Below are 24,693 nucleotides of genomic sequence, written 5' to 3'. Positions count from 1 at the left end.
GCGCATCAGGCCACCCGGAGGGCGAACTGCTCGGCGAGCAGCGACTCGTGGAGCCGTAGCGTGCGCCTGTCCGGCAGCGTCTCCAGCACCTGTACGCCGTCGTAGTTGAGGAGCTGTCGCAGGACCGCGGCGAAGCCGTCGCTCCGGGTGGCGGGCATGCCCGCACGCTGGCCCAGCGCGGTCACGGGCAGGGTGCCACCCGCGTCGAGCAGGGCGGTGAGGGCCTTGTGGACCTGCTCCTGCTGCGGCTTGCGTGCCAGAGCGTTGAGCTGTTCCTGATACGTCTCCGAGTCGAGCAGCGCAGTCACGAGCGACTGGGTCCGAGAGACGGCGGTCGGCGTGAGCAAGGCGTCGTCTCCCTGGGCGGTCAGCACCACGTCGAAGAGTGCGTCGGGCGGCGTCGCGCGTTCGGGCTGCTTCTTGCGGGGCTTGGCCGTCGCCTTGTTCGCTGCCACGACGCCTGTCTGAGCCGAACGGTCGCCCGATGCGGATCTGCCCGCCTCCTCCGGAGCCCACCAGGGTGGCCGCTGGTCCCCCAACTCCCGCCAGCCTTTGGGCGGTTCGGCGCCGAACGGCAGGAAGGCGAGCACCGGGATGGTGCATTCGGCAAGGGAGGCACCGCCGTGGTAGCCGGCCTTGAGGGCGGTATAGCGGGAGTCCGCGTCCCAGAGCGCGACGATGGACGCGCCGGGCTCGGGCCAGACCACGCGCGGCCCCGAAAGTCCGATCTCCCGTTCGCCGATCGGCCCGCCGGGCAGGCGGTGCCGGGCCGAAGCGGGCTCCGTGGTGGCGTCCGCCTTGGTTCCGTGCCGGTCCACGACGTGGCCGTGGTCGCTGGTGACGATGACCGCCATACCCTGGGCCGCTGCCACCCGGAGCAGGTCGCGCAGGCCGGGTACGTCGTCGACCCGCCAGGCACCGTCGCCGAGTTTCTGTTCCTTGGCGAGGCGGTCGTCAATGGCGTTGAGGACGACGGCGACGTGGGTCCGGCCGTCGGTGAGGGCTTCCGTGAGTGCCGGGCCGAAGGCGTCACCCGCGGTCGCGGTGCGCAGGTCGTCCTTGTGGAAGACGGCGGCCGGCGTCCCGCCCCAGAGCTTCAGCGCCGGAAAGAGCCTCTTTTCATCGGCCTGGGTGCCCTTCATCAGCGCGCCTGCGAAGAGCGATGTCCGGGACACGGCGGTCACGGTGGGGAGGGCGGCGGCCATCGCCCGCCGACGCGGTGTGTCGTCGGCCAGCGGGTCGAACTCCGCCCAGGAACGGCGTAGTTCCTCGCCGAGTTCGTTGGCTATGGCCGCGCTCATGCCGTCGAGCACGAGCAACAGCACTCGCCGTTCCTCCCCGCGCCGGACGACGGGCGCCACCACCCGGTCGAGGAAGGTCTCGACGGTGAGCATGCCTCCGGGCCGGCTGCCGTCCTGCGTCCAGCCGGCCAGCAGGCGCGCGAAGGACGCGTCGATCCGCCGCCGCCGGTCCCTGACCCGCGTGCCGAGGAAATCGTAGGCTGCCTTGAGAACGGAGTCCGGGTCGCCACCGGCCTCGATGTGCTCCAGTGCGCAGTCGGCCCAGCCGGTCTCGGTGATGTGCCGCTGTATGGCGTCGGCGACGGTGGGGGAATCGGCCGACGGGTCGGTGGCCAGCCAGAGAGCGAGACGCTGTCCCATGCGGGCGCGCTCGGTGCGGGCGGACTCCTCCGGATCGCCGGCGAGCCTGTGCTCCGCGAGCCGTCGCACGGCCTGCGCTGCCACGGCCGCATCGCCTGCGGCGAGGGCATGACCGACGGCGGTGAACCTGGCTTCCAGTCCTGCGCGCAGGACGGGGCTCGCCACGACGGCCGCCTCCGCGCCGAACTGGCGGGCAAGCACGGCCGCCCGGTCGAGCACGATGCCGGTGGTGCGGCGCGCCTCGCGAGCCTGGTCGCCGTCAACTCCACCGACCCGGTGTCCGGCCGTCAGCAGCGTGCCCACATACTCCTCGGCGAACCGGCCCAAGGCGCCCACCAGGCAATCGAGTTGTTCCCCGGCAGCCGGCGGCTGGTCACCGAAGTAGCGTTCGGCACGGCCCCGGCACTGATACGTCTGCGGGGCGGGTTCGGCATGCTGCCACAGGGCCGCGCACACGAGCCCGAAGGCTACGGCGTCCGAGCCGCGCTCCGCGTCGACGAGAGCGAGCAGAGCGCGTCCGGCGAGACCGGCCTGGTCCTCCTCGCCGAGGAAGGCGGTCAGCCCGGCGCGCTCGGGCCCTCGCAGGGCCAGCAGCCGCTCGGAGGCTCCCGGTCGCGTCGACCAGTGCAACAGGGCCTGTGCGTCGATCCGGTCCTCGCCCGGGCGTCGCATGCCGCCCTCGGTGTCGTGGCGGGCGAGGCGCAGGCGACGCTGGGCCAGTGCGGTGAGGGCGTACTGCCGAGACAGCCAGCCTCCGGGCACCGCCGGCCAGCCTCCGGGCGGGGAGGCGTCGAGCAGGGCTTCGGCGGCCCAATTGACGTCCTTCAGGCGAGGGTCGATCTGCCGGGCACCGAACGCCTCCCGTACGACGTCCCAGCTGTCGACCATGTCGATGCGCTGCTTGTGGACGCGGGCGGTGATCGCCGGATCGAGTTCACTCTGCTCACGGCCGGTGAGGACCACCAGAACGGCGGGGCCGGGGCGCCGGCCCGTCAGGTGGTCCAGGACGAGTTCGTGGACGGCGAGTGGTGAGGGAGCCACCGCGACACCGGCCGTACAGCCCTCACCCCAGGCCGTTTCGGCGGGCCCGTCCCACTGGGGCGCGGACCGCAGCAGTACGACGCGACGCCTGCCCTTGCCGTCTCCGGTCAGGGAGGCGGCCAGGGAGGACTGCCCGGACAGGTATTGCGTGACGGTCGCGGTGTTCAGTCGGACGGCGCCGGGGGCGGCGACGGTCTCCGTCATTCGACGACCTTCCAGGTGATCTCGATGGTCGCGTCGGGATGGCGGACGGCCAGTTCGGACAGTTCTGCCTGGAGGTCGACGGCAGCGCGTGCCACGGTCGTACGGCGGCCGCCGGCCGTCCGGGCCGAGCCGCCGGAGGGAGCCGGCGTGGGTGTCTCCTGCGGGGCGTAGGGGATGCGCGGGTCGCTGGTCGGCGTGTTCAGGGACAGGTCGTCGGCCGTGGGCTGAGACGCGACGGGAGGAGGCGGGGTGGCGGTGGCCTGGCTGCGCTTCACCAGGGCCACGACCTCGCGCTGGGTACGGGTCAGAGCGTCGCGCAGGTCCGCGGTGCGCTGGTCGTCGCGGGCCACATTACGCAGCGAGTCGAGCAGTGCCGCGCCCTCGGGGCCGAGTCCGGCGGCGAGTTCGAGGGTGCTCCAGGGCGCCGAGGCGACGGCCTCCGCGACGCTGTGGGCCTGCTTGATGGAGGTCCCGTACCGATCGGCGCTGGTCTCCCCCAGATCGAAGGAGGCGAGAATTTCCACCGTCTTCTTCGCCCCGGCCGCGCCCTTGCCCGCCTCCGCCGTCAGCGCGTCCAGCAGCTGCAGGGAGCGGCGGGCGAGCGCGAGCCGTCCCGTGTCGGCGGTCTGGTCGAGTCCGAGGAAGGAGCCATGGGCCTCCAACTGGTGGACCAGGTCCGCGGCGTGGTCCCGGTGGGCACGGGCTGCCTCGATGATCTGGCGGGCGAACTGATTGACCATCCGGCCGCGCCACAGAGCGGGCGCCTTCTGCCCGAAGACCGTCTCGAAGCGCTGCCGTGCCGTGTCCCAGTCGGACTCGGCGGGCAGCGGCTGGCTGCGCAGCGCGTCATGGTCCTTGATCGCGGGCAGTTCCGGCGCGGGGTCCAGTACGGTGCCGCCGCGCACCCACACCCGGTCGTCCATCTCGGCGAAGGACGCAACGACGAGCCTTGCGAGGAAGTCCGGCAAGCCGCGCGGGTCGGGTTTGTCCATCCAGTCGATCAGGGTGATCAGGGACAGGTCCCCGGTGACGCCCTGGGAACTGGCGAGCCGGCGGAAGTGGTCGGCCCAATAGCGGGACAGCTCGAAGTACGCCTCCTTCTGTTGCCCGAGGCGCAGAGGCCCGGCGATCCGCTGCATGAGCCTGCGCTCGGCGGCCGGGACCTCTACGCGTCCATCACGCGCTTCGGCGGCTGCCCTGACGTGGGTGAACACCTTTTTGGCGTCGGCGGGCTTGACGGCGTCAACCTGTTTGACCGCGATGCCCTCGGGGTCGAGGTCGGGGTGCGCCGGATATTGGTGCGCGAGCAGCTTGCCCGCCACATGCCGGATGCCGTCGTGCAGGCTCTGCCCGAAGGACAGGGTGAGGCCGTCCACGTCGGGCAACGGGACGAGGTGGTCGTCGAAGTCGGGCACGACGTCGGCGGCCTGCTTCTGGGCGAGCCCGTACGCCTGCTTGAAGGCACCCTTGACCTGCTTGAGCAGAGCCTCACGCTGGGTTTCGAGGAGGCCCTTGGCACGGCTGCGGTTGTCGGCGTTGAGGTGGCCGGCGTACTGGGTGTCGAAGCGGTGCTCGTCGGCGAGGGCCTTGTCGATGACGACGAGACGCCGGAAATCGGCGAACCTCTGCGCGGACAGATGGGCAGGCAGCCAGGCGACGATTCGGGACCGCTCGCCCTGCTGGCGCTCACGGAGCCGTTGCATGCGGTTGACGTCGTCGACGGGACCCCACTCGCGTTCGTCGAAGGGGAGGTCGATGGCGATCCGCCAGTGGCCGTCCTGCTGGGGCATCAGGTCGTGGTCGGGCAGCTCGTCCTCATCGGCGACGTTGCCGAACACGATCTCGGCGGTGCGGGAGGTGCCGCGCCACACGAAGCCGAGCTGATCGCTCAACTGACCGTGCTCGACGCCCAGTTCCTCGGACAGGAGACGCCGGGCGAGCGCGACCCGGTTGCCGGGGTTGTCGTTGACCTGAGCGTTGGCGATGACGGAGTCGACGTCGACGCCGGACAGCTCAAGCCGTACACCGGGGTTGGCGTCGGTGCCGGTCTCTTTGATCTCGGGGAATCTGGCCGCCCACTCGGCGACCTTGTTCTTGATGATGCCGACCTCGGCGCCCGGGATGGGCGCGAGGACCGACCCGTGGTTGAGGGCGCCGAGCCGCCGGATGGTCAGCTCCGTCAGGGAGGGCACGCTGGGCGCGAGCGCGGACAGCAGCAGGGTGCACACGAGCCGGTTGTCGCCGACGAACAGCCGGCAGCGGTTGACGCGCTGCGGGTCGGTCATGGCCTCGGACCGGTTGACGTACTGCTCGACGTCGTCCTCGGTGATGTCGTACGAGCTCAGAAGGTAAGGGCGCAGCTTGGTCTTGTACAGCTTGTCGGCAGCCTCGAAGACGACCTTCAGGCTGTCGGTGAACGGCTTGTCACCGCCCTTGGCGATCACGGGGTAGAGGTCGCCGACAGGGATGAGCTGCCCGAGGCGGATCTCGTTTCGGTGGTCGGCGAGGAGTTCGCCCATCAGCTTCAGACCGGTACGGGAACGCTGCAGCGCGGAGGAGATGTGGACGAGCGTGTCCATGAACGCCGGCGAGAACGGGTACGTCAGCCGGAACGACTCCGCGTCCGCGCCGGTCGTGCCCTTCTCCGAGCCGAGGAGGGTGTCCCAGACCTGGGTGCCGACCCGCTTGGTCTGCTCGAAGGCCGCTTCGACGAGCCGTTCCGCCTCGGCGTCCTTCGGCTTGAGGATGCGCGCGTGGGCGATCTGCGGGAGGTTGCGGTCCTCCAGGGTGATCTTGTCGAATCGGCCGGAGGCCAGGTTCAGGGTGTCCTGGATGGAGGCTTCCGCCGCGCCGGACACCTCTTCGCCGACAAGTTCCCGCAGGTCGCGCTGGCGGGCGATGAACGACACGACGGGGATGGCGCGTCGGGCGTCGCCGCCCTCCACGAAGTTCGTGATCTTGCTGGCTTCGCGGGCCACGAACTTCTGCTCGTGAATCAGGGTCGCGAGCCAGAGGATCAACTCGTCCAGGAACAGGATCAGTCCGTCGTAGCCGAGGGACTTGGCGTGCTCGGCGATGACGGACAGACCGGCGTCCAGGGAGATGAAGCCGTGCTCGTCCTCGGCGGCGTTCTTGGCGAAACCGGGAAAGAGGTTGGTGCTGGCGTCGTTGACCAGCTTGGCGCGCAGCTCGGCCGGGGCGGAGGGATCACGGAGGTTGAGCGGGGTGCCCCCCTCATGGTTCTCCTCGGCGGCCAGGGCGGTGTCGAGGAGCTGCGGTGTCCAGGCGAAGCCCTCGCCCCACTCGTCCGTTTCGTCATCGTCCGCGTCACCACCGCCCAGGCCACGGATGACCGCCTCGTCACCGTAGGTGGCACGGCTCGCCCGGATGTCGGCGAAGAGGGAATCGGTCCGGTACACCTGCGGGGTCGGGGCTTGCGGGTGCAGCTTCTTGACGTGTGTGACATACCCGCCGAGCACCCGCTGTTCGAGGGCCTTCGCGCCGAGCATGTGGTACGGAACGAGCAGGAACCTCTTGCCGTCCGTGGTCAGCCACTCGTGCTTGGTGAGCACCGGGTCGAACTCGGTACGGGCGCGGGAGCTCGGCTCGCCACTGAGCAGCGCGTACAGCACGGCCATGAAGTGCGACTTACCGGAACCGAACGAGCCGTGCAGGTAGGCCGCCTTGGAGCGGTGACCGTCGAGCGAGGACTTGATGAGCGCCAGCGACTCGTCGAAGTTTTCCAGCAGCCGCTCGGTGACGACGTAGTCCTTGAGCGCGTTCTGGGCACCCTCGGGTGTCGTCGCCTCGGCGAGGGACAGAACGAAGTCCGAGGTGGAGATGTTCTCCTTGATGTCGATGACATCGCGGAGGAGGGGTGGCTGCTGGGCCATTACCGGTCACACTCTCCATCTGGTGGCCTCCGCCACCGCTCGTCCTCAATCGTGCGGGATGTCCGCTGCCTGTTCGGCCGACCAGCGGGGACAGCGGAGCCGACCGGCCACAGCGAGGGCGGGGCCATTGCCCACCCGCACGGAAGCGTCCGGCGCCGGGCAGGCGCTTGCTCCCCCTTGCGCTGTATACCCGCTTCATACCGATGGATCAACCGGCGGCCCTCACCCCCTTGGCCACGAAACATGAGGCCGTCGGCCCCGTGCCGACACACACCGTCACGTCAACGGCCCGACCGGTAGGTGTCCAGGAGCTGCCGGCCCGCCACCGTGAAGGGGTGCTCGGGGCCCAAGCCGCGTTCCCGCCGTGCGACGACGTCGGTCATCACCTCGATCGCCTCATCCACATGACCGAGCGCGGCCCGGGTCCGGGAGAACAGCTGCCGTGCTGCGAGCACGATCGGGTACTCCGGCCCGAAGCGGCGCACATACGCTTCGTTGACCAGTCGGATCTCGCTGTCGGCCTCGTCGAACCGGCCCAGGAGGTACAGCGCCCACGCGTGGTTGTGTCCGGCTCCCAGGGTCACCGTGTGATCGGGGCCGAGGAGCCGGTCGCATTCCGAAGGCAACGAGAGCAGTGCACCGCCTTCCTCGGTGACCACCTCGGCTGCGGACAGCATCTCCAGCAGACTGGCACGGGCGCGCAGGGTCAGCGGATGCGCGGGGCCCAACGCCGCGGTCCGACCGGCGACGGTGGCGCTGAGCAACGCGAGCGACTCCTCTCGTCTCCCGAGGTTCGCCAGCACGAGCTGAAGGCCGTAGGCCGTGTCCAGGGTGTCGGTGTCGTCGGCTCCGAACAGGCCCTCCTGGACGGTACGGACACCATGGAGCAACGACTCGGCCTCCGCGAACCTGCCCAGCCGGAACAGCGCCCGCCCGGCCCTGGAACGGGCGGCCAGGACCATACGGTCGTCCGCGCCGAGCAGTCGCTGCGCGAGGTCCGCAGCGGTTCGGGAGGTTTCCCAGGCCGAGAGGTAGTCACCGGTCCGGTGCAGAGCGACGGACAACCGCGTCGCCACAACCAGGGCGTCGGCTGCGACCGACGGCTCACCGGCGCGCCGGAGCAGGGCCAGCGCATGAGGTACCAGCAGGCGCAGTCGCGGGTCGTGCGGGCCGGCGTCGGGTACGCCGGGTACGGCCGCGTCGAGCAGTCGGACGGCCGCCGTGTCGAGAGTGGGCCTCAGTTCGCCGGGGGTCGCCGCGCGGACACTGTCGAGCAGAATGCCGTGACTCTGTACGCACCGCATGCCGACGACGTCGATCCGTTCGGACAGCGACTGGTCGAGCAGGGCCCTCAGAGCTGTCTCCGTACGGGCCCGGGGAACGACAACCCCGATGTCGTGATGGGCGAGCAGGGCCAGTGGCAGGGGTTCGGCGGCGAACCGGGCCAGCAGTCTGAGCAGGGCCGCCGCTTCGGGCAGCCCGCGTGCCTCGAACGTGTCGAGGGTCAGCTGCCATGTCAGGCCGACCAGATGCCGCGGGTCCGGTTCGCAGAGGGCGTCGGCCCCGCGGTCGATCAACTGCACCCGTCCGTCTCCGTCGAGATGATGGCCGTAGGCATCCATCGTCCAGGGGTCGAGCACCTGGTGCGAGAGGAAGCCTCCGGCCAGGGTGAGGGCGAGGGGCAGCCGCCCGAGCCGGTCCGCGATCCGCGCCGCCTGCTCCGTCGTACCGCTGTGCGGGGCGAGATCGCGCAGCACGAGTGCGGCGTCCTCCCGTGGCAGTACGCCGATGTGCTGGAGTTCAGCCCCCGGCCACCAGCGGGCCGCCGCTCGGCGTGTGGTCACCACGACGATGCCGCGTGGACTGGTGCGCAGCCAGCTGCCGTCCCGCAGGATCTCCGGCTCGTCGGCGTTGTCGAGGATCAACAGCCAGGGCTCGGCGGAGCGGTCGAGGTATCGCCAGACGAGATCGGCCGCGGGACGGAGGCCGTTGCGTGCGGCCAGCAGTTCGCCGTCGCTCGCCCCACGGTCGGCGGCCACGGCCAGCATGCCGCCGCGCAGGCCGGCACGGTCGGCGGCGTTGACCCACAGAGCTGCCCGGCTCTGTTCACCGGCAACCTCCTGGAAAAGGGTGCACGCGACCGCCGTCTTGCCCGAGCCGCCCATGCCGTACAGCACATAGACCTCACCGCCGCCTCCTGCCGCGATGCTCGCCCGCAGCCGTTCCATCACCTCGCTGCGATCACGCAGTACGACGGGAGGCCGCCCGACCGCCGGGCGGCGCACCGAGTCCGGGCCGCTGGGCTCGGGACCGCGACCGCCGTAGTGGTGGTGTTCGTTGATGTGCTGGTCACCGGATGCCTGGAAGACCCGTCCACGGTCCTCGGCGTGACCGTCCATCCCACCCGTCATCGCTCTGCGATGTGCTGGTCTCGTCCCGCTTGGTAGACCCGGGCCTGGCCGGAAGCGGTGGCGTGCTGCGTGACCTGCCGGGCCACCGAGCCGCCGGGGTCGAGTTCGTCCAGCAGCCTGCGCAGTTCTTCGGCGGCGGCCGGCCGGGCGACGATCAGGCGCCGTACGAACCCTTGCCACTGCAGGCGCAGTTCGTCCAACGTCTCCTGGTCGTGCGCCGCCACCGCGGCCAGCACGTCCTCGCGGCCTGCCTCCAACTCGGCGGCCACGTTCTCGGCCCGTTCGGGTTGCATCCGACGCCAGAGCTGCGTCAAACCGTCACGCGTACGCTGCCAGGCGTCTGTTGCCATCAACGTGACCAAGGTGGTTCCCGCGCTCTGGGCGAGTGATGCCGCTTCCGGGTCCACAGCCGACCCTCCGTTCACTTGGTTTTCCGAGAGCACAGCAGAAAAAACGTGCCTGCCAGGCGTTGGCATGATTTTCTTTCCGATCAATATCATTCCGCTTCCGAGCGACATGAGACACGGTTGAACCAATCCTCGCCATTACCCTCGCCGAGCTGTCCTGACACATGGCCAGGCCAGGCCACTGCAGGTTACAGTGAAGCCTCCCGAGCGATCGAGGGGGAGAAGAAAATGGTCAGGCCTTGGGAAGCAGATCCGGACACAGGTTTCAAACAGCGACTGGGAAAAACACCTCAGGAACTTGGAAACACAACCGGAACTCCTGACTGCCCGGACATCTGGGAACTCACCAACGGCGATATCGCCGTCATCGGCCGGGACCTCACCCAGTCACTCGGCAAGAACCTGCCCGACGGGGTGTCGATCGGGTCGGACGAACGCCTCGTGGTCATTCCCAGGAACATGCTCATCGCGGCGAAGCCGGACATCCCCAGTGTTTGACTCCTTCCCCGGCGGCGCCTCCGAACGCCTGGACCGCCCCAGCTACCACGCGGACTTGGGCCGGGTCTACACCAGCGGGATCGGCTTCCTCAACAAGCTCGAGCGCGGCCAGCACTTCAAGGAGCGCGGCTTCCCGAGCTGGGAGGCCTTCGCCGACGGGGACTGGGACAGGGCCCTGTCGCTGGCCGAGGAGAGGCGCGAGGAATACGCCCAGGAACTGCGTCAGGCGGCGAGGCTGGGTGTCAGGCACCGCCGCCTTCGCGTCGTGGAATTCCCCATCACGCCGTATGTGCAATGGGAGTTGTTCGTTCTCCGCGTACGCATGGGCCTGGGCGACGACATCAAGGTTCTCGACGCTCGCAATATTTCGAACATCGAGCGGACTAGCCCGGTTCCGGAAGTAGTGATTCTCGGCAATGCGGTCATGTACGAGGTCATTTACGACGAGGACGGAAATGCGGCCGGGGCCAACCGCTACACCGACAGACCACTGATCCAGGAAACCAACGCCGGATTCGATGCACTTTATGAGCGAGGTGAGGGATTCGACGATTTCTTCAACCGGGAGATCGCCGCCCTGGCGCCGCCTCGGGTGTCCGGTGCGCCGACCTTCGGCAGCCAGGAGTGCGCTCGCAGCCTCAGGGCTGAGGTTCCTCCGACGTGATGGTGGTGACGTCCGCGCCGTGCTGTTCGGCGTATGAGGTGGCGAACGGCTCATGCTCCTGGACGACTTCACCGTCCACGACTTCCCCATCCATCACCCGGTGCGACGGCTCCGCCAGCGGCAGGCCGGCGAGGTGCTTCTTGAGCCTCTTGGCCATCGGAAGGAAGGTCGCGAGAGTGAGCCCGCCGGAGACAACGGCCCCGACAAGGGGGATGGCCTTCGAGACGGCCTTCGCGAAGGACTGCTTCGTCATCTGAACGCCGAGGTATGCCGCGACCTTTTTCACTACCGGGTAGATGACACCCTGGGTGAGTGCCTTCTGGGGCAGCTTCTTGGCGACCTGCTCCGCCATCATCCCCGCGACCTTCCCCACAGCGGCGTTCGCCGACTGAGTGCCGAACATCACCCCGAAGAACAGCGTCAGCACCCCCATGGTCGCGTCATCGCCGTCATCGGAGAACAGATCGGGCCAGCTGTAGAGGTAGGCAAGTTTCTGCGCGATACGCACCATGTGGCCGAAATACTGGGCCACATCGGCAGGCACAGTGGCGGGCAGGGCGAGGACGCCAGGGATCCCGGCGGCGGCGGAGAGAGCGCTGACCTTGCCGGTTTCGAACCGGATGGAGTCAGTGGCCACCTTGTCGAGAACCGCAACAGGAATGCCCGCCGCGGCGGGGGTCTCTTCAATCGCTCTCCGGATGTCGTCCTCGGAGCAGTGACGAGCCAGCGCACTTCGGAGGTACGTCTCCCGGTTGATACGCACGCCGGGAAGTTTTGCCGCCGCCAGTAGCACCGCGGAGAAGCGCGACGCGGGGTTCTCGATGTCTTTGCCCTGCTTCATAGCAGGAACCTACAGCAGCCAAGGGCCCCAAGTGACCTACTTTGTCAGTGCCGTTGGTGCTTCGCCATGAGGGTGACGGTGACGTGCGGGCCGGTCCATCACGGTGTCGACCGCCGCTGAGGAAAGCGCCCAGAGGGTGCGAACCGCGCCAACTTGAGCAGACGTTGACCGACGTGACAGTCGGCGGCGGTGCGCAGCGTCCGGCGAGCAGGGTGCGAGAGCTCCTGGAGGTGCCGCAGAGGGGGCATGCGCAGGGCCTTGCGGCTGGCACACGTCTGCCGCAAGGCCCTGCCCTCGGTGCCCTCCTGTCAGAGTGCCGCGAACTCGACGAACGTGGTCCATGCCGTGGGTTCTACGGCGAGTGTGGGGCGGGTTGTGTCCTTCGAGTCGCGGACGTGGACCTTGGCGAGGCTGGAGGCGACCTCGACGCATTCGCCGCCTTCCTCGCTGCTGTAGCTGCTTTTGCGCCATACCAACTGGTCTATGTGCGGCTGATGTACGTGCGCGTTCATGGCTCTCCCAACAACTTCTCTACGTACGCCAATGATTCACGAGGAGTCAGGGCCTGCGCCCGGATGATCCCGTACTTGGCCTCCAGTGCACGGACGCTTTCCCGCTCCGTTTGTAGGCGGCTCACGTTCTGTACCTCGGCGTACGCGATCCTCCGCCCTTCCTTCGTTTCGATCAAGGTGAAAGGGCCAGCCATACCGGCGTTCTCCTCACGGTCGAGCGGCATCACCTGGATCTCGACGTTCCGTCGCTCCCCCGTCAGGAGGATGTGCTCAAGCTGGCCGCGCAGGACGCCCCGGCCTCCGATGGGGCGCTGCAGTACGGCCTCGTCGATGACAAAGCTGGCGAGCGGCGCGTCACGGCTGGACAAGATCTCCTGTCGGACCAGGCGTGCGCCTACTCGCTGTTGGATCAGTTCGTCATCCATAGGTGGCCGCATCATCATAAAGATGGCCCGCGCATACTCCTCCGTCTGCAAAAGTCCGGGCACCGCCTGGTTCGCATACACGTGCAGTTCGACGGCTTCGGCCTCCAGCCGCGCCGCATCCCGGAAGAACGCCGGGTACTGAGCCCGAGCCACCTCCTCCTTGCTCGCGCTCAACACACCTACTGCGTCCAGCACTTCATCGGACCGGTCGATGAACTTCGGCGGCGGAATGCGTCTCCCCTGCTCGAACGACGCGATCGTCGAGGCCGAGTAGCCGGTCAGCGACCCGAGCCGCGCGCGGTCCATCCCTGCCCGCTCCCGGAACAACTTCAACTGTCGCCCGAACACACACAGCATGCCTGTCCCGACCTCGTACTCCGGCTGCTGAACCTCGTCGTCCACGCCGCAGCTCCTCTCGTACAACCGCCCAGTAGCCAACTCGCGCCCCTGGAACCGGTCACGCCCGACACCACGTACAAGCGCACCGCTCGCGTGTACAGCCCCCACCCGTCAGCGCAACGCTCCTGGCCAAAGCTACGCAGAGTTGGCGACCGTTGACCCTATGAAGTCAGCAACTCCCCCCAACGGGCATATGCCACAACACTCTGCATCCGAACGCGAGTTCACCATGCGCTTCACGTCGACCCCCCGCGGCGCCCGCCTGGCCCGCCGCCTCGTCTCACACCGCCTGAACGAATGGGGCCACCCCTATACGACCCCGGTCAACGAGAAGCTCACCCTCATCTCGGCAGAACTGACCGCCAACGCCGTACAGCACGGCCATGTCCCCGGCCGGGACTTCCACCTCCAACTCAGCCTGGCCGCAACCAGGTTCCGCATCGAGGTGACGGACACACGGGCCGAGAAGCGGCCTCCGGCCAGCCTCCCGGCGACCGACTCTCTTTCCGAGTCCGGCCGGGGCCTGCTTCTCGTCGCGGCTCTCGCTGACGACTGGGGCGTCAGCCCTCGCCGGGGCGCCCCGGGCAAGACCGTGTGGGCGGAGCTGTGGGTGCAGCCGCAGGGCCACCCGCTCACGCGCCGGGTGGCCCCTGGTTCGACTGACCTCGACCTACTCCTGACTACTGCTTCCCTGCTGCGCGACGACCCCGGGTCGCGGCCGGAGGACGCCAGTCACTGAGGTCGTCGTCAGTGAGGCCATGCTCGCCCTGCTTCTGCTGGCGGTAACCGGCGAAGAAGTCCGCCGGGGAGCCGCTGTAGAGCATGTCGAACTCGTCGTGCCACTGGGACAGCCACGGCTGGAGTTCCAGCAGGCCGGCGAGGAACGGCGTGATCTCTTCGGTGGACAGGGCGGTGTTGGTGAAGTAGGTAGCGAGGGCCTGCGCCTGCTCCCGGTGGTCCCAGCCGGCCCACCCGTACAGCTCGGGGGTGGCGGCGTTGGTCTGCCCGTACGAGATGAACCGCTCCTTCGGCACGTCGAGCTTGCCGCGCGCCTTCCAGTAGGAGGAGCGGAGGAAGTCGGCCGAGGTGTACTTCGGCGGCACGGGGATGGAGTCCCGGATCTTCCGCTTGGCGGGCTCGTCGGGCGCGGCGTCCTCCTTGCGCTGGAGGTCCCAGACCTCTTCCCAGTCGGCGCGCTTCTTCAGCCCGGAGGGCTTGTAGCGCAGGGTCGACAGGAACGGCACATGCTCGTCGGTGATCAACTCGGCGACGACCTTCGCGAGTTCCTTGCGGGGCGCGTAGAGCTTGGCGACGGAGACGAAGTCTTCGTCACGGGACAGCGCGTCGATGAGACGGGAGAGGGTGAGGATGGCGGGCTGCCCGTTCTCGTCGAACCAGTGGTCGCGGTCCTCCATGCGATCGAGCAGCCAGGAGCGCAGGGCCTTCTCCTGAAGCGCGTCCCAGCCCTCGGTGGCCCAGCGGCGCTTGTACTCGGGGCGCTCGACCATGCCGATGGCACGGTTCGACGCAATGGCGTCGATGCGCTTCTGGACGACCTCGCGGTAGGGGGCGGGCCAGTGGGCGGGGATCTCCGTGATGGGGGTGGACTTGTGCCGCTTGAACCACTCGTCGCTTGCTTCGCCTGCGGCTACGCGGCGGGCCAGGACGATTTCGAAGGCGCGCTCGCCGAGGGCGAGTTCGGGGATGTTGGGGTCGTCGGGATCCTCGGAGACGCGAAGGTCTTCGGAGTGGAGGTTGTAGAGGGAGTAGACCTGCCAGTCCAGCTCTTCCTGGAGGGCGATCATGCGGGTGCGAAGAGATCGCCAACGCGACTTGGCCGGCCTGAGAGTATCGGCCGTGGGGGTGGCATTACTCACTGCATTTACAGGGCCCGCAGAGGCAAGTCGCTGAGCGAGGCTGTCAATAGCGGCAGACAGCGATGCCGGATAGCTGCCAGGGAGAGGGAAATCCAGCAAAGGAGTACTGTTGAATTGATAGAAATCATCGAAAGGAAGCGTACTTTGCCGCGCCCCTTTCGCATCAACCGTGCTTCCCATGTTGTGGCTGACCTGCTTCATCCAAAAGCCGGCTGTCGAGCTGTTCATCAGGCCAAGCAAATCGAGATGATCTTCATCGCTCGCCTCAGTCCGCAGTTTGATGACGGGGGCCGAACGGTTAAAAACTTTGCCGCCTCGGTCCAGTACGAAATGATTATGCGTCGCAACGAAAGAAAAGGCGACAAGACGGTTCGATTGCAGCCGCTCGTCACTATGGAAGGCATAGTTCGACCAGGGTAGACCGCGCTGCTCCTTGGTCTTCGCGAACATGAGGCTTTTACGGAGCATTTGACGTCCGCGCCACAGAACGAGCTTTTCAAGTTCCACACGCTGAGCAGCATCCGCATCAGGCGGATAGATCGCATAGGCGCCAGGAGAACTGCCCCAGTCGCGCACTTGATCACCTTCAATAAAGAGCCGCAGAGGGGAGACTTTGCCCTTGATCCACGTTGCAGCAGGACGGGGAAATGCAAAGAAGTCATCGTCGCCCGTAATGGCCGCAAAACCAATGGATGCAACCTTGGCCGAAATCTTTACCACAGATCCGTCGTTGAGCTTATCAATCACCTCTCGTCCACCATCAGCCAGAATCCAAGGGTGCTGGCTGAAGTATCGGCCGCGATCGAGGTCACCCACTGAAACCCATCGACTAATCGATCCCGGATCATCGATCTGTTCCAGAATCGCACGCCACACCAGTCCGTCTTCACCATGGACCGGCGCACTCGGCTCGCCCATCGCGCCACGCACGGCTCGGATCGTTGCCGACCGATTAACCCCTGACCGACACTTCCCAATCAAGATAACGGTCGGCGTTCCGTGTCCTGGAATATAAGCGCCCGAGGTGTCAATAACCTCAGTCAGTTCAACCCGGTGCCCGAAATATTCCTCAATCAGCTTTGTTCCGAACTCCCGCTTCATAAATGAACTAGCAGTGATCTGCCCTACTAGACCGTACCCGCGCCCCTCGGGACCTCCCCGCTTGGCTAGCTCGAAGAATCGCTGCGCAAATGGGACCGATAGTGCGTACTTACCTCCACAAGCGCTGTACAGCTCCCGATACAGCACATTGAGATCCTTGTCCTTGACCGTGACATACGGAGGATTTCCGACCACAACGTGATAGCCGCCCTCTCGGAGAATCCCTGGGTGCTTGTGCACGTCCTCCGTGGCGTAGGCGAACGAAGCCAGGGGGTCGTCCAGTGTCTCTTCGTCCCCTAGCGTCAGTTCCAACTGCCGCGCCTTGATAAGCGAGTCACCCACCGCCAAGTGCATCGGCCACTCGTACTTCGCCGCCTCCGCCACCGACCGCACGCCGCTCGCCGCCATAGCCGCAACCAGCAACCGGAACCGGGCAATAGCCACAGCGAACGGATTGATATCCACCCCGTGCACCGAGTCCAGCGCAGCCCGCACCCGCTCATGCACGTCCTTGCCCGGCTGCCCCTCCCCCCACAGCCGCACCAATCGCCGAAACGCCCCCAGCACAAAGTGCCCCGACCCACACGTAGGGTCGATCATCTTCAGGTCCTCGTACCCGAACTCCCGCACCGCCGGATTCATCGTCCGGTCGAGGATGAACTCCTCCACGAACTCCGGCGTCTGGAGCAGCGCATACGTCTTCCGCGCGGCCTCACTGAGGTCCTGGTACAGGTCGCCCAAGAACCGCGTGTCCCACCCCTCCGTACCGTCCTCGTTCAGGAGGTCGGTGAAGTCATGAACGAGGACGCCCGCATCGTCGCGCTGCCGCCAGAACTCGACCAGCTCCCGCGCGCCGTCGTGCGAAAGCGGGATTTGGTACAGCGGATTGTGGTTACTGTCGAACAGCAGTCGACCGGCCTGTCCGTCACCCACCTCAGCAAAGGCCCGCCTCAGCCACCCCCGATACGTCGGATCCTCGTCCGACTCCACATACGCGTCGTAGCGAGACTCCGCCAGCTCCCGCCGATCCCCGTCCGGCCCCGTCAGGTACGGATCCGGAATCAGCCGGTTGTCCTCGCAGAACCGTACGAAGACACTCCCCAGCACCCACGCCACCGCAACCTGCGTGACCCGCTCGTCCAACCACGAGGTCCACGTCGCCGCCGTACGCCCGAGCTTGCGTGCCTGGTCGTACTCGGATCTCAGCCGCCTGTTGACATCCCCCAGCGCCTTCACCTGGCGCCCCAGGTCCGTTTCGACCGCCTTGACCTGCTGCTTCAGGTCGTTCAACAGAGCCTTGCGGTCGATCACTTCGCGTCTCCCTCGACACCACTGGTACTCGCACTGGCCACACCCGCGCCGGACCCCCGATGGGCGTTGCCCACCCACGTGTCCGGAAGCTGAATCCACTCCCCCAGGCCCGCCTGGTACGGCACGGCCACCTGTCCGAGCCGGGGCTCGCGCGAGGGGTCGCTCTGCGGGACCAGGAGCCACAGACCCCGCCCGCCCTGCCGGGCGACCGAGGCCAGTCGGTCCAGGACGCCCATCGCGTCGTAGCGCGCGAACACCCCGGCCTCCGTCAGCAGAACAGGACCGGTCCCGCCGGCGTCACCGTTGCTCAACAGCGCCGCGATCCGGGGTTCCACCGCACCCCACGCCGTCCGCGCGTACTCCGCGAACCGCACCGCGCCCTTCGAGCCCGGCTCGGCGGCGTCCGCCTTGAGCAGGGTCTCCCAGGTGGGCTTGGTGCCCGGCGTGACCTGCGCGTGCAGGGCCTCCAAGAACAGCTCCGTCACCGACACCGCATCCGTGCCCAGCCGCCCGGCACCCAGCTCCCGTACCGCGTCCCGCACCAGCTGCTGCCGTACGGTCAGCACCCGGTAGCCGTCCCGGCGGGCCGACGCGAGCAGTCGTTCCTCCGCACGCACCGCGCCCGCCAGCTGCGGATCGTCGGCATACCGCGTCACCGCACCCGTACGCGTCGACTGCCGCCACGCACCCGTCGTCAGGTAGCTGGATGCGTCGTCCACCCGCGTGGGCAAGTAACGCAGCACGCCCTCGCGTTCGTGCATGCTGAGGGACAGTTCGAATCCCGCGTCGCGCAGAGCCTTGGTGAGCGGGCCGCCCGTCGGCAGGTCGTGGGTCATGCCGCCGCGTCTGTCGGCAACGACCATCTCCGGGAAGCGAGCACGCACCCTCTCATGCACAGCCTCACCGGTCAGGCCCGGCTGCTGCCCCTCCGGCATGCCCGGGATCCAGCGGACGAGCCCGGCCTGCGTGAGCCGCAGCGCCCTGACCAGCGACAGGTCGCGCGGGTAGATCTCAAGGCGCGGCGTGGCGGCGGCGTTCAGGGACGCCGCAGCCGCCAGCTCCACCATGCGCCGCTCGTCCCAGTCGACAGCGCCCGGCGGGACAGTCAGCGCGCCCAGCTCGGCCAGGACCGTTGCCGCCGTCGGCAGGGTGTCCAGCTTGGCGAGCCGGTCGGCCGTCTTGCCGAGGCGGGCGGCGTACTCCAGCAGACCCGGCGCGGTCGGGGTGTCCGGGCCGTCGTTCTCCCGTACGTCGAGTGCGAGCAGGCCGGCGCCGAGGGACTCGTCCATCGCCTTGCGATTCGGCTGGTGCAGGAATTCGGCTTCCTGCGGCAGCAGTTGCTCGACTTCGACCACAGCCCGTACGGTCGCCAGCGCCATCGCCCGCCGCTGCTCGCGTCCCGCGAGGTGCGTGCCGCGCCGGACCGCCAGGGCATCCGCGATCTCCACCGCCGAGGCGACGCGCCCCATGCCCGCCAGCAGGTCGATGATCTCCTCGCGCAGCGCCTGGACGGCGGGCTCGGCCTTCCAGCGCTTGCGCTCGTCCTTGAGCATCTGCGGGATACGGCCGTGGCTCAGTGCGAGGGCGTCCGCGACGTCCTTCTGCTTCGGCCAGACCCCGATGTCGGGCAGCACACCGTTGTCGTCGGGCAGGCGCAGCAACAGCCGTACCATCTCGGCCTTGTTGCGGTTGGAGCCGTTGTTGTTGACGGCGGGCACGAAGACGGTGGCGAGGGTGTCGAGGCTGACCGAGCGCAGGGTGCGGAGGGACAGCGCGCCGGCCGTCGCGCCCGTGGCGAGTTCGCCGACGAGGGCGGACTCGGCAGCGGTGAGCTGCTCCAGCTCCTCCTTGGCCTCCGCGCGCCCCTTCGGCGTCAGCGGCGAAACGGGGATCTCGCGCAGCCGCTCGCCCCACTCGCGCTGCCGCTGCTGGACCTCGTTGCGCGTCTTGGCGCCCAGTCCTGGGGCGTTGACGAGCTTGCGGCGGCTGTAGTCGAGCAGTTCGCCGGCCGTCGTGATGCCCAGGCCGTAGAGGAAGGACTGGGCGGCGGGCGTGAGGCCCGAGACCGTCAGGGGGGTGTCGCGGGTGACCTCGGCGGCGAGTCGGTCGCGCTGCTGCTCGGCGGTCTCCGGCTCGGCGTCCGCGATCGCCGCCGCGGCAGCGGCCTCGGCGGGTGCCCCCTCCCCCGTGGTCGTGGCGGTCGGGTGGCGGGAACGGTGGCTGGACGGGACGGTCTGGGAGGCGTCGAGGAAGACCTTGCGCCAGGCATCCCGCATCGGCTTCAGTTCGGGGAACCGTCGGCCGGCGTCGCGGTGCAGAGCCTTCTGGAAGAAGGCGACGAGACCGTCCCGAACGGCTGGGTCGAAGGCTTCGGCCGCGATGGTCGGGTACAGCCACTCCTTCGCGTCGGTCATGCGGGGCAGGACACTGCCGTCGCCCCATTTGGGCAGCTCGCCCGAGGCCATCTGGTGCAGGGTGACGGCGACGGCGTACCGCTCGGCGTGTGAGTCGTACGAGCCGCGGGTGATGACGTCGACGAAGGGGTCGAGGTAGCCGTCGGTGCCGGCGTTGGTGCTCTTCGCCGGGTAGCCGGCAAGGGAGAAGTCGATGAGGACGAGTTCGCGGGTGCGGTTGGGGCGGATCCGGATGGCGATGTTGTCGGGCTTGATGTCGCGGTGCCAGACTCCCTCGCCCTCCAGGAAGTCGACGGCTCCGAAGAGGTAGTCGCCGTACGCCTCCAACTGGTCCACCTGGAGGCGGCCGTTGTCGCGTAGCTGACGGGCGACGGTTTCCTCACGACGGCGGGGACGTCCGCCGCCATCGGCGCCCTGCCCATTGTCATCGCGCTCGTCGCCGACGTATTCCAGGGCCAACACGGTGCGACCGCCGATGTGCAGCGGTTCGGGTTCGACGAGGCGGATGATGCCCGAGTGCGGGCGCAGGCGTCCCATGGCCTCGGCCTCGCGGGCGAGGATCTCGCTGCGGCTGTCGGAAAGGGCGATCTTCAGCACGGCCAGCGGGCGGGTCCTGCGAGCTTCGGCCTGAAGGTCGCGGACCAGGAACGCTCGGCTGGTGGAGCCGGTGCCGAGCCGTCGGCGGATCTCCCACCGGCCGGCGAACACGTCGCCGGCGACGGCCTCCAGGGGGTCCTTGTCGGCGGCGGTCCGGTCGTCCTCGTCGCCCTGGCCCTCTGTACCGGTGACCGCCGGGGCCGGCGCGGTGAGGGAGTCCTCGACAACCTCCAGCAGTTCAAGGAACTCGTCCACGCTGGACAGCCGCTGGCCGGGTCGGTACGCGGTGGCCGCCTGCACCAGGTCGTCCACGTCCTCCGACAGGCCGTCCACCAGGGAGCTGGGGCGCAGGCCCTCCCCCGCCTCCAGCCGGGCCAGCAGCTCGGCCTGGCCGGCGGCCGGGGCCCTGCCGGTGACCAGCAGATAGGTGAGGACGCCGAGCCCGTACACGTCGAGGTGGACCGGGTCGGGGTTGAGGGCGGTGAGTTCGGGGGCAAGGTAGGCGTCGGCGTCGTCCGCGAGGTGCATGGCGGACAGGGCTGTCGGCGCGAACCGGGTCATGCCCTGGCCCTGCGAGTCGCCGCTGCGCTGGGTGGCGATCTGCCAGTCGGAGATCTGGAGTTGCGGGGTGAGCCAGGCCGCCTCCTCCCCCACTGCCCGGCCTTTCCTGCCGCGCGGCCGGGGCACGACGAGTACGGAGCGGGCGGCGAGGGCCCGGTGGTGGATGCGGCTGGAGTGCGCGGAGCGCATGGTCTCGGCCAGCTGGCGGACCAGCGCCATCCGGCCGAGGATGTCCAGTTTCTCGCCGTACCGGACCAGGTACTCGTCCAGCTTCAGGGTGTCCGGGTGATAGTCGAAGATCAGCGCGGGCCCGGCCGCGTGCCCGGAGGGAAAGTACTGCTTGAGTTCGACCGCGCCGGGGTGCTTGAAACGGCCCAGCACGGCGGCTTCACGCCGGGCTGCGTTCTCGACGGACTGCCTGAGTGAGGCGTCCGAGCCACGTTCACTGAGGTAGATCCGGACCCGGGCCGCCTCAGGAAGATCGCTGTGGCGGGCGAGGTAGTCCGCCCAGGTGGGACCGGAGTCGAAGGACTTCCGTTCCAGTTCGTACGGGCCGACCTTGTACTGCGCATCGCTTGTGCGGATGCCGATGTTCTTGAGGGCCGCCTCGATTTCGCGCGAGCCGATCGCGGTGATCCGGCGCCGCTCGTCAGGCGGGGGCTGCTTGAGCATCTCAACCAGCTGGTGGACGGTGTAGACACCGTTCTGGTCATGTGCGGGCAGGCGGACACGAAGGCTGTTGTCCGTGAAGCAGACGGCCTCCGCGACCCAGATCCGCTTGCCCCCGGACAGCGCGAGCAGGCCGGCGAGTTCCTTGGCCTTGCGGTTGACCAGGTGCAGCGGATTGCCGTGCGTCCGACGGCGGCCGGCAGGCGTGGTCTGCACCCAGGTGCCGTTCTCGGAGAAGACCGAGCCGTGCCAGTCCTTGAGCTCGATCATGCAGACGCCGCCGGGAGCTACGACCAGGAGGTCCACCTCACGGACGTGACCGGTGTTCGCAGTGAAAGTGAAGTTCGACCAGGCACGCCAGGGGTCGGAATCCGGCAGCTTCTCCCGGATCGCCTCAAGGCCGCGGCGTTCATGATCGAACTCGGACTCGGTGACCGTGACCCACCGGCCTTCCCGCATGCCTCTTCCCCACTCCTCGTGACTTGCAAGGGCGACCGTTCCCCGCGGTCAGACCCTTGACGCAGATCCTAGTGGCTGGCCGCGTCCTGAAAAGAGACGGTGAAGGACGGGAGTACGGGACATTCCCCCCCGGCGCCCGATTCCGATGTCTTACGCTGCTCGGCCCACCCACATCCTGGATGTCTCGCCCACGCCCTCAGGCGAAAACGCGCACATTCCATACGGCCTTCGAGCTGCGTCAACTCACCGGTAGGCTAACGTGGTTACCGCTGCGCACCTTCCCGGAGGGTACGTCGGCGGTGTTCCAGGTGCCGTTCCTCGGTGATGAGTGACGAGTGGTCTCCACCGCGTGTCTCACGCGATGTGACTGCGGATGCCCGGTAGGGCGATCCCTGCCATTCCCAGCTCACGCTCAGGAGTGGAAACCGATGAACCCCGTTGAGTACAAGATTGCACGTCGTGACCGGTTTCGTCAGATTCTGGTCGACGTCACGGTGGGAGTCGTCACCAATCTCATGGTGACGGCTCTGGCCGTGGTAGCGCGCCTGGTCTTCTGACCGGCAGGTGGCGGGCCCGGGAGCCCGCCACCCCACCTACCCGGCCACCGTTTCAGAAGAGGCGCATCTCGCCGGGCGGAGTGTTCTTCTTCTGGCGCTTCCTGCGGCGGCGCCCTCCTCGGCCGGGGCGGGGCAGATGCGGCTGACGCGCCTGCTCCGGCAGGTTCTCCCAGGTGGGTCGCAGACCATGGATCTCGACGTCGCCGACGAGCTTCTTCAGGTAGTCCCGGGTCTCCCTGTCCGTGGAGTAGAGCACGGTCGCCCGGCTCGCCCGGGTCATCAGCACGTGGTACGCGTGCCGGACGAGGCGGGCGAACTCGTCGTCGTCCACGCTCTTCGGCTTCACCTTGGGATCGAACGACCCAGGAACGGCCACCCGCTTCACGCCCGCCTCCTTGTCCGCTTTCTCCTTGCCCCGGCGGAACACCCACCGATCACCCCGGCGCACCATGTCGTCGCCCATGATCACGCCGCACCAGTCCCACTCCAGGCCCTGCGCGGTGTACACACATCCGATCTGGCCGAGGCCGCCCTCGTGCACGGACCAGATCTTGGAGGGCGGGACGGTCTTGTTCTCACAGAAGGACTCACTGTCCGCGTTCCACGGCCGGTGCCAGTCACCGATCCGGACGTCGGGTTCGAGCCGCTTCTCCTTGCCCAGGGGTTTCGTCCAGGGCCAGCAGTATCCGGCGACCATGCGCGCCGACGCTCCCGCTCCCGCTTCGGAACGAATGATCCGCTCGAGTTCCTCGGGGCTGTCCACGACCTCGACGTGCATCAGCCCGTCCGGGATCCACGGCTCCGGCTGCGCGTCCGACACCCCCAGCGCGCCTCGCACCCAGCGGATGTAGGCGTCGCTGCCTCCGCACCGGAACTGTTCCCGAAGGCCGCAACGGACCAACTGGGCGTCGTAACGCCGTGCCGCGTCCTCCACGAGGTCGACGGTGCCTACCTCCTGCGGGCGTACGGACTGGCCTTCGTCGAGGAAGAAGATCGTCAGCCGGGACGCATCGAGCAGTTCGTCCACCTGGGGTTTGGTCCCCCAGTCCTCCGGTTTCCAGAAGCGATTGGTGGAACGGTCTCGCAGGCGGTGTGCCTCGTCGCAGATCAGTACGTCCAGAGGCGGGTCGGGCGGAGTGACGAAATTGCTGAAGTAGGTGAACGTCTCCTTGAACTCCCGGTCTCCGAAGCCGACATGCTCCTGCAGGGCGCCGTTGAACGCCCTGCTGCCGCTCGCGTATTTGACCGTGCGGCCGTCCGCCTCCAGCGCGGCCTTGATCTGGAGTCCGATGGCACTCTTGCCCGTGCCGGCGCCTCCCGTGACCAGGAACACCACTCGCCGTTCATCGGGAATCAGAGCGGGTTGCCAGGGGTCGGGCAGCACCTTGCAGGCCGTGTCCAGGATCTGGTCCGCGACCTTCTTCTGACGGCCACGCAGGGTGAAGACCGTGTCCTGGCCACTGGAGCGGATCATGGCGTCGAGGAGCGGGGTGTTACGCAGCCCCATGCTCCGCAACAGAATCTCGGCCGCCGAGTCGGCACCGTCGGTGGCGAAGCTGCTGCGCAGCTCCGAGCGCAGTTGGCCGCGACGGTCACTCGTGTAGACACGGGCGTAGGAACCGGTCGGCGCGTCGACCCCGACCAGCGGGAGCACCGAGGCGTCGGTGGCGTTGTGCAGATAGGCGAAACCGCCGCACTCGAAATCCAGTCCGTTCAGGGGCCCTCTGTCGCTGGTGAACGCCTCGTGATATTCACGCAGTTGCAGAGCGGGATGCTTCTTCTCCCCCATGCCGGGAACGTGCACCAGCTCCGCGGTGGCGCGCTCCACCCGGGTCACCGTCGACCAGCGCTTCAGCTCGACGAGTTGGACGGACAGCCCGTTCTCTTCGGGATGACGGCCCACGAGGACGACATCGATGAGCCGCGGAGCCCCGGGGCGGTCGGTCTCATCGAGCGTGGCCGCGCACTCCACAATCATCTCGACATTGCCGCGGTCGGCTGCGACCAAGTCTTCGGCAAGTTGTACCAGGCTCTCCGCCCAGGCGGAACGTTCGGTCAACGAAGCGTCGGTGCTGAGGAAGTGCTTCCACCTCGCGGCCAGGTGGGGCACCATTCGGCGTCTCGAATTCAGTTTCAGCAGATCCCGAGCTGCCAGTTTCAGCAGGAGCATGGACACGAGGTGGATCCCCCA

14 protein-coding genes are annotated in these 24,693 nt (G+C 67.9%); 4 read left to right on the top strand and 10 right to left on the bottom strand.

Going from position 1 to position 24,693, the window contains the following annotated elements:
* Positions 1-5 precede the first annotated feature (5 nt).
* The 4 genes from pglZ to ACGFW5_RS27885 form a co-directional block, all read right to left on the bottom strand.
* Positions 6-2,906, bottom strand: a complete 2,901-nt coding sequence (gene pglZ, locus ACGFW5_RS27900) for a BREX-2 system phosphatase PglZ (RefSeq protein ID WP_393837051.1) — start codon at positions 2,904-2,906, stop codon at positions 6-8.
* Entirely contained in the window at positions 2,903-6,799 is a 3,897-nt protein-coding gene (locus tag ACGFW5_RS27895; RefSeq protein ID WP_393837050.1) for a phage resistance protein, read from the bottom strand. The genes pglZ and ACGFW5_RS27895 overlap by 4 nt, the downstream gene beginning before the upstream one ends.
* A gap of 281 nt (positions 6,800-7,080) precedes the next feature.
* Positions 7,081-9,198, bottom strand: coding sequence for a tetratricopeptide repeat protein (locus tag ACGFW5_RS27890; protein ID WP_393837049.1), 2,118 nt, complete (start codon positions 9,196-9,198; stop codon positions 7,081-7,083).
* Positions 9,199-9,206: 8 nt separating this feature from the next.
* A complete protein-coding gene (locus ACGFW5_RS27885) occupies positions 9,207-9,617 on the bottom strand; it encodes a hypothetical protein (protein ID WP_393837048.1) in 411 nt (136 codons plus the stop codon).
* Between the two features lie 228 nt (positions 9,618-9,845).
* Between ACGFW5_RS27885 and ACGFW5_RS27880 the strand changes: the two genes are divergently transcribed.
* The gene (locus tag ACGFW5_RS27880; protein ID WP_393837047.1) at positions 9,846-10,115 is read left to right on the top strand and encodes a hypothetical protein; all 270 of its coding nucleotides are present in this window, start codon (positions 9,846-9,848) and stop codon (positions 10,113-10,115) included.
* Positions 10,108-10,779, top strand: coding sequence for a DUF6879 family protein (locus ACGFW5_RS27875; RefSeq protein ID WP_393837046.1), 672 nt, complete (start codon positions 10,108-10,110; stop codon positions 10,777-10,779). Before ACGFW5_RS27880 ends, ACGFW5_RS27875 begins: the two co-directional genes overlap by 8 nt.
* Here ACGFW5_RS27875 and ACGFW5_RS27870 read toward each other — a convergent pair.
* The 3 genes from ACGFW5_RS27870 to ACGFW5_RS27860 form a co-directional block, all read right to left on the bottom strand.
* A complete protein-coding gene (locus tag ACGFW5_RS27870; RefSeq protein WP_393837045.1) occupies positions 10,754-11,620 on the bottom strand; it encodes a hypothetical protein in 867 nt (288 codons plus the stop codon). The two genes, ACGFW5_RS27875 and ACGFW5_RS27870, sit on opposite strands and share 26 nt — an antisense overlap.
* A 308-nt stretch (positions 11,621-11,928) precedes the next feature.
* Complete coding sequence (locus ACGFW5_RS27865; protein WP_393837044.1) at positions 11,929-12,132, bottom strand: DUF397 domain-containing protein; 204 nt, start codon at positions 12,130-12,132, stop codon at positions 11,929-11,931.
* A complete protein-coding gene (locus ACGFW5_RS27860; protein WP_393837043.1) occupies positions 12,129-12,959 on the bottom strand; it encodes a helix-turn-helix domain-containing protein in 831 nt (276 codons plus the stop codon). The genes ACGFW5_RS27865 and ACGFW5_RS27860 overlap by 4 nt, the downstream gene beginning before the upstream one ends.
* A 190-nt stretch (positions 12,960-13,149) precedes the next feature.
* Between ACGFW5_RS27860 and ACGFW5_RS27855 the strand changes: the two genes are divergently transcribed.
* Complete coding sequence (locus tag ACGFW5_RS27855) at positions 13,150-13,695, top strand: ATP-binding protein (RefSeq protein WP_393837042.1); 546 nt, start codon at positions 13,150-13,152, stop codon at positions 13,693-13,695.
* On the opposite strand, the gene pglX is transcribed toward ACGFW5_RS27855, so the two are convergent.
* Both pglX and pglW read right to left on the bottom strand, forming a co-directional pair.
* Entirely contained in the window at positions 13,637-17,245 is a 3,609-nt protein-coding gene (gene pglX, locus ACGFW5_RS27850; protein ID WP_393837041.1) for a BREX-2 system adenine-specific DNA-methyltransferase PglX, read from the bottom strand. The two genes, ACGFW5_RS27855 and pglX, sit on opposite strands and share 59 nt — an antisense overlap.
* Positions 17,242-21,945, bottom strand: coding sequence for a BREX system serine/threonine kinase PglW (gene pglW, locus ACGFW5_RS27845; RefSeq protein ID WP_393837040.1), 4,704 nt, complete (start codon positions 21,943-21,945; stop codon positions 17,242-17,244). The genes pglX and pglW overlap by 4 nt, the downstream gene beginning before the upstream one ends.
* A 428-nt stretch (positions 21,946-22,373) precedes the next feature.
* Between pglW and ACGFW5_RS27840 the strand changes: the two genes are divergently transcribed.
* The gene (locus ACGFW5_RS27840; protein WP_393837039.1) at positions 22,374-22,502 is read left to right on the top strand and encodes a DUF6408 family protein; all 129 of its coding nucleotides are present in this window, start codon (positions 22,374-22,376) and stop codon (positions 22,500-22,502) included.
* A 52-nt stretch (positions 22,503-22,554) separates the two neighbouring features.
* Here the strand turns inward: ACGFW5_RS27840 and ACGFW5_RS27835 are convergent, their stop codons facing one another.
* Complete coding sequence (locus ACGFW5_RS27835) at positions 22,555-24,561, bottom strand: DUF2075 domain-containing protein (RefSeq protein WP_393837038.1); 2,007 nt, start codon at positions 24,559-24,561, stop codon at positions 22,555-22,557.
* Positions 24,562-24,693: the final 132 nt, after the last annotated feature.

The organism is Streptomyces sp. NPDC048416 (assembly GCF_043200435.1).
Lineage (GTDB): Bacteria > Actinomycetota > Actinomycetes > Streptomycetales > Streptomycetaceae > Streptomyces.
Note: the sequence above shows the minus strand (reverse complement) of the source record. Positions and strands in the feature narration are given on the sequence as shown.

Coding starts and splice junctions, on each gene's coding strand:
- pglZ (WP_393837051.1), bottom strand. CDS start 2,906: ATGACGGAGACCGTCGCCGCCCCCGGCGCCGTCCGACTGAACACCGCG.
- ACGFW5_RS27895 (WP_393837050.1), bottom strand. CDS start 6,799: ATGGCCCAGCAGCCACCCCTCCTCCGCGATGTCATCGACATCAAGGAG.
- ACGFW5_RS27890 (WP_393837049.1), bottom strand. CDS start 9,198: ATGGACGGTCACGCCGAGGACCGTGGACGGGTCTTCCAGGCATCCGGT.
- ACGFW5_RS27880 (WP_393837047.1), top strand. CDS start 9,846: ATGGTCAGGCCTTGGGAAGCAGATCCGGACACAGGTTTCAAACAGCGA.
- ACGFW5_RS27870 (WP_393837045.1), bottom strand. CDS start 11,620: ATGAAGCAGGGCAAAGACATCGAGAACCCCGCGTCGCGCTTCTCCGCG.
- ACGFW5_RS27865 (WP_393837044.1), bottom strand. CDS start 12,132: ATGAACGCGCACGTACATCAGCCGCACATAGACCAGTTGGTATGGCGC.
- ACGFW5_RS27855 (WP_393837042.1), top strand. CDS start 13,150: ATGCCACAACACTCTGCATCCGAACGCGAGTTCACCATGCGCTTCACG.
- pglW (WP_393837040.1), bottom strand. CDS start 21,945: ATGCGGGAAGGCCGGTGGGTCACGGTCACCGAGTCCGAGTTCGATCAT.
- ACGFW5_RS27840 (WP_393837039.1), top strand. CDS start 22,374: ATGAACCCCGTTGAGTACAAGATTGCACGTCGTGACCGGTTTCGTCAG.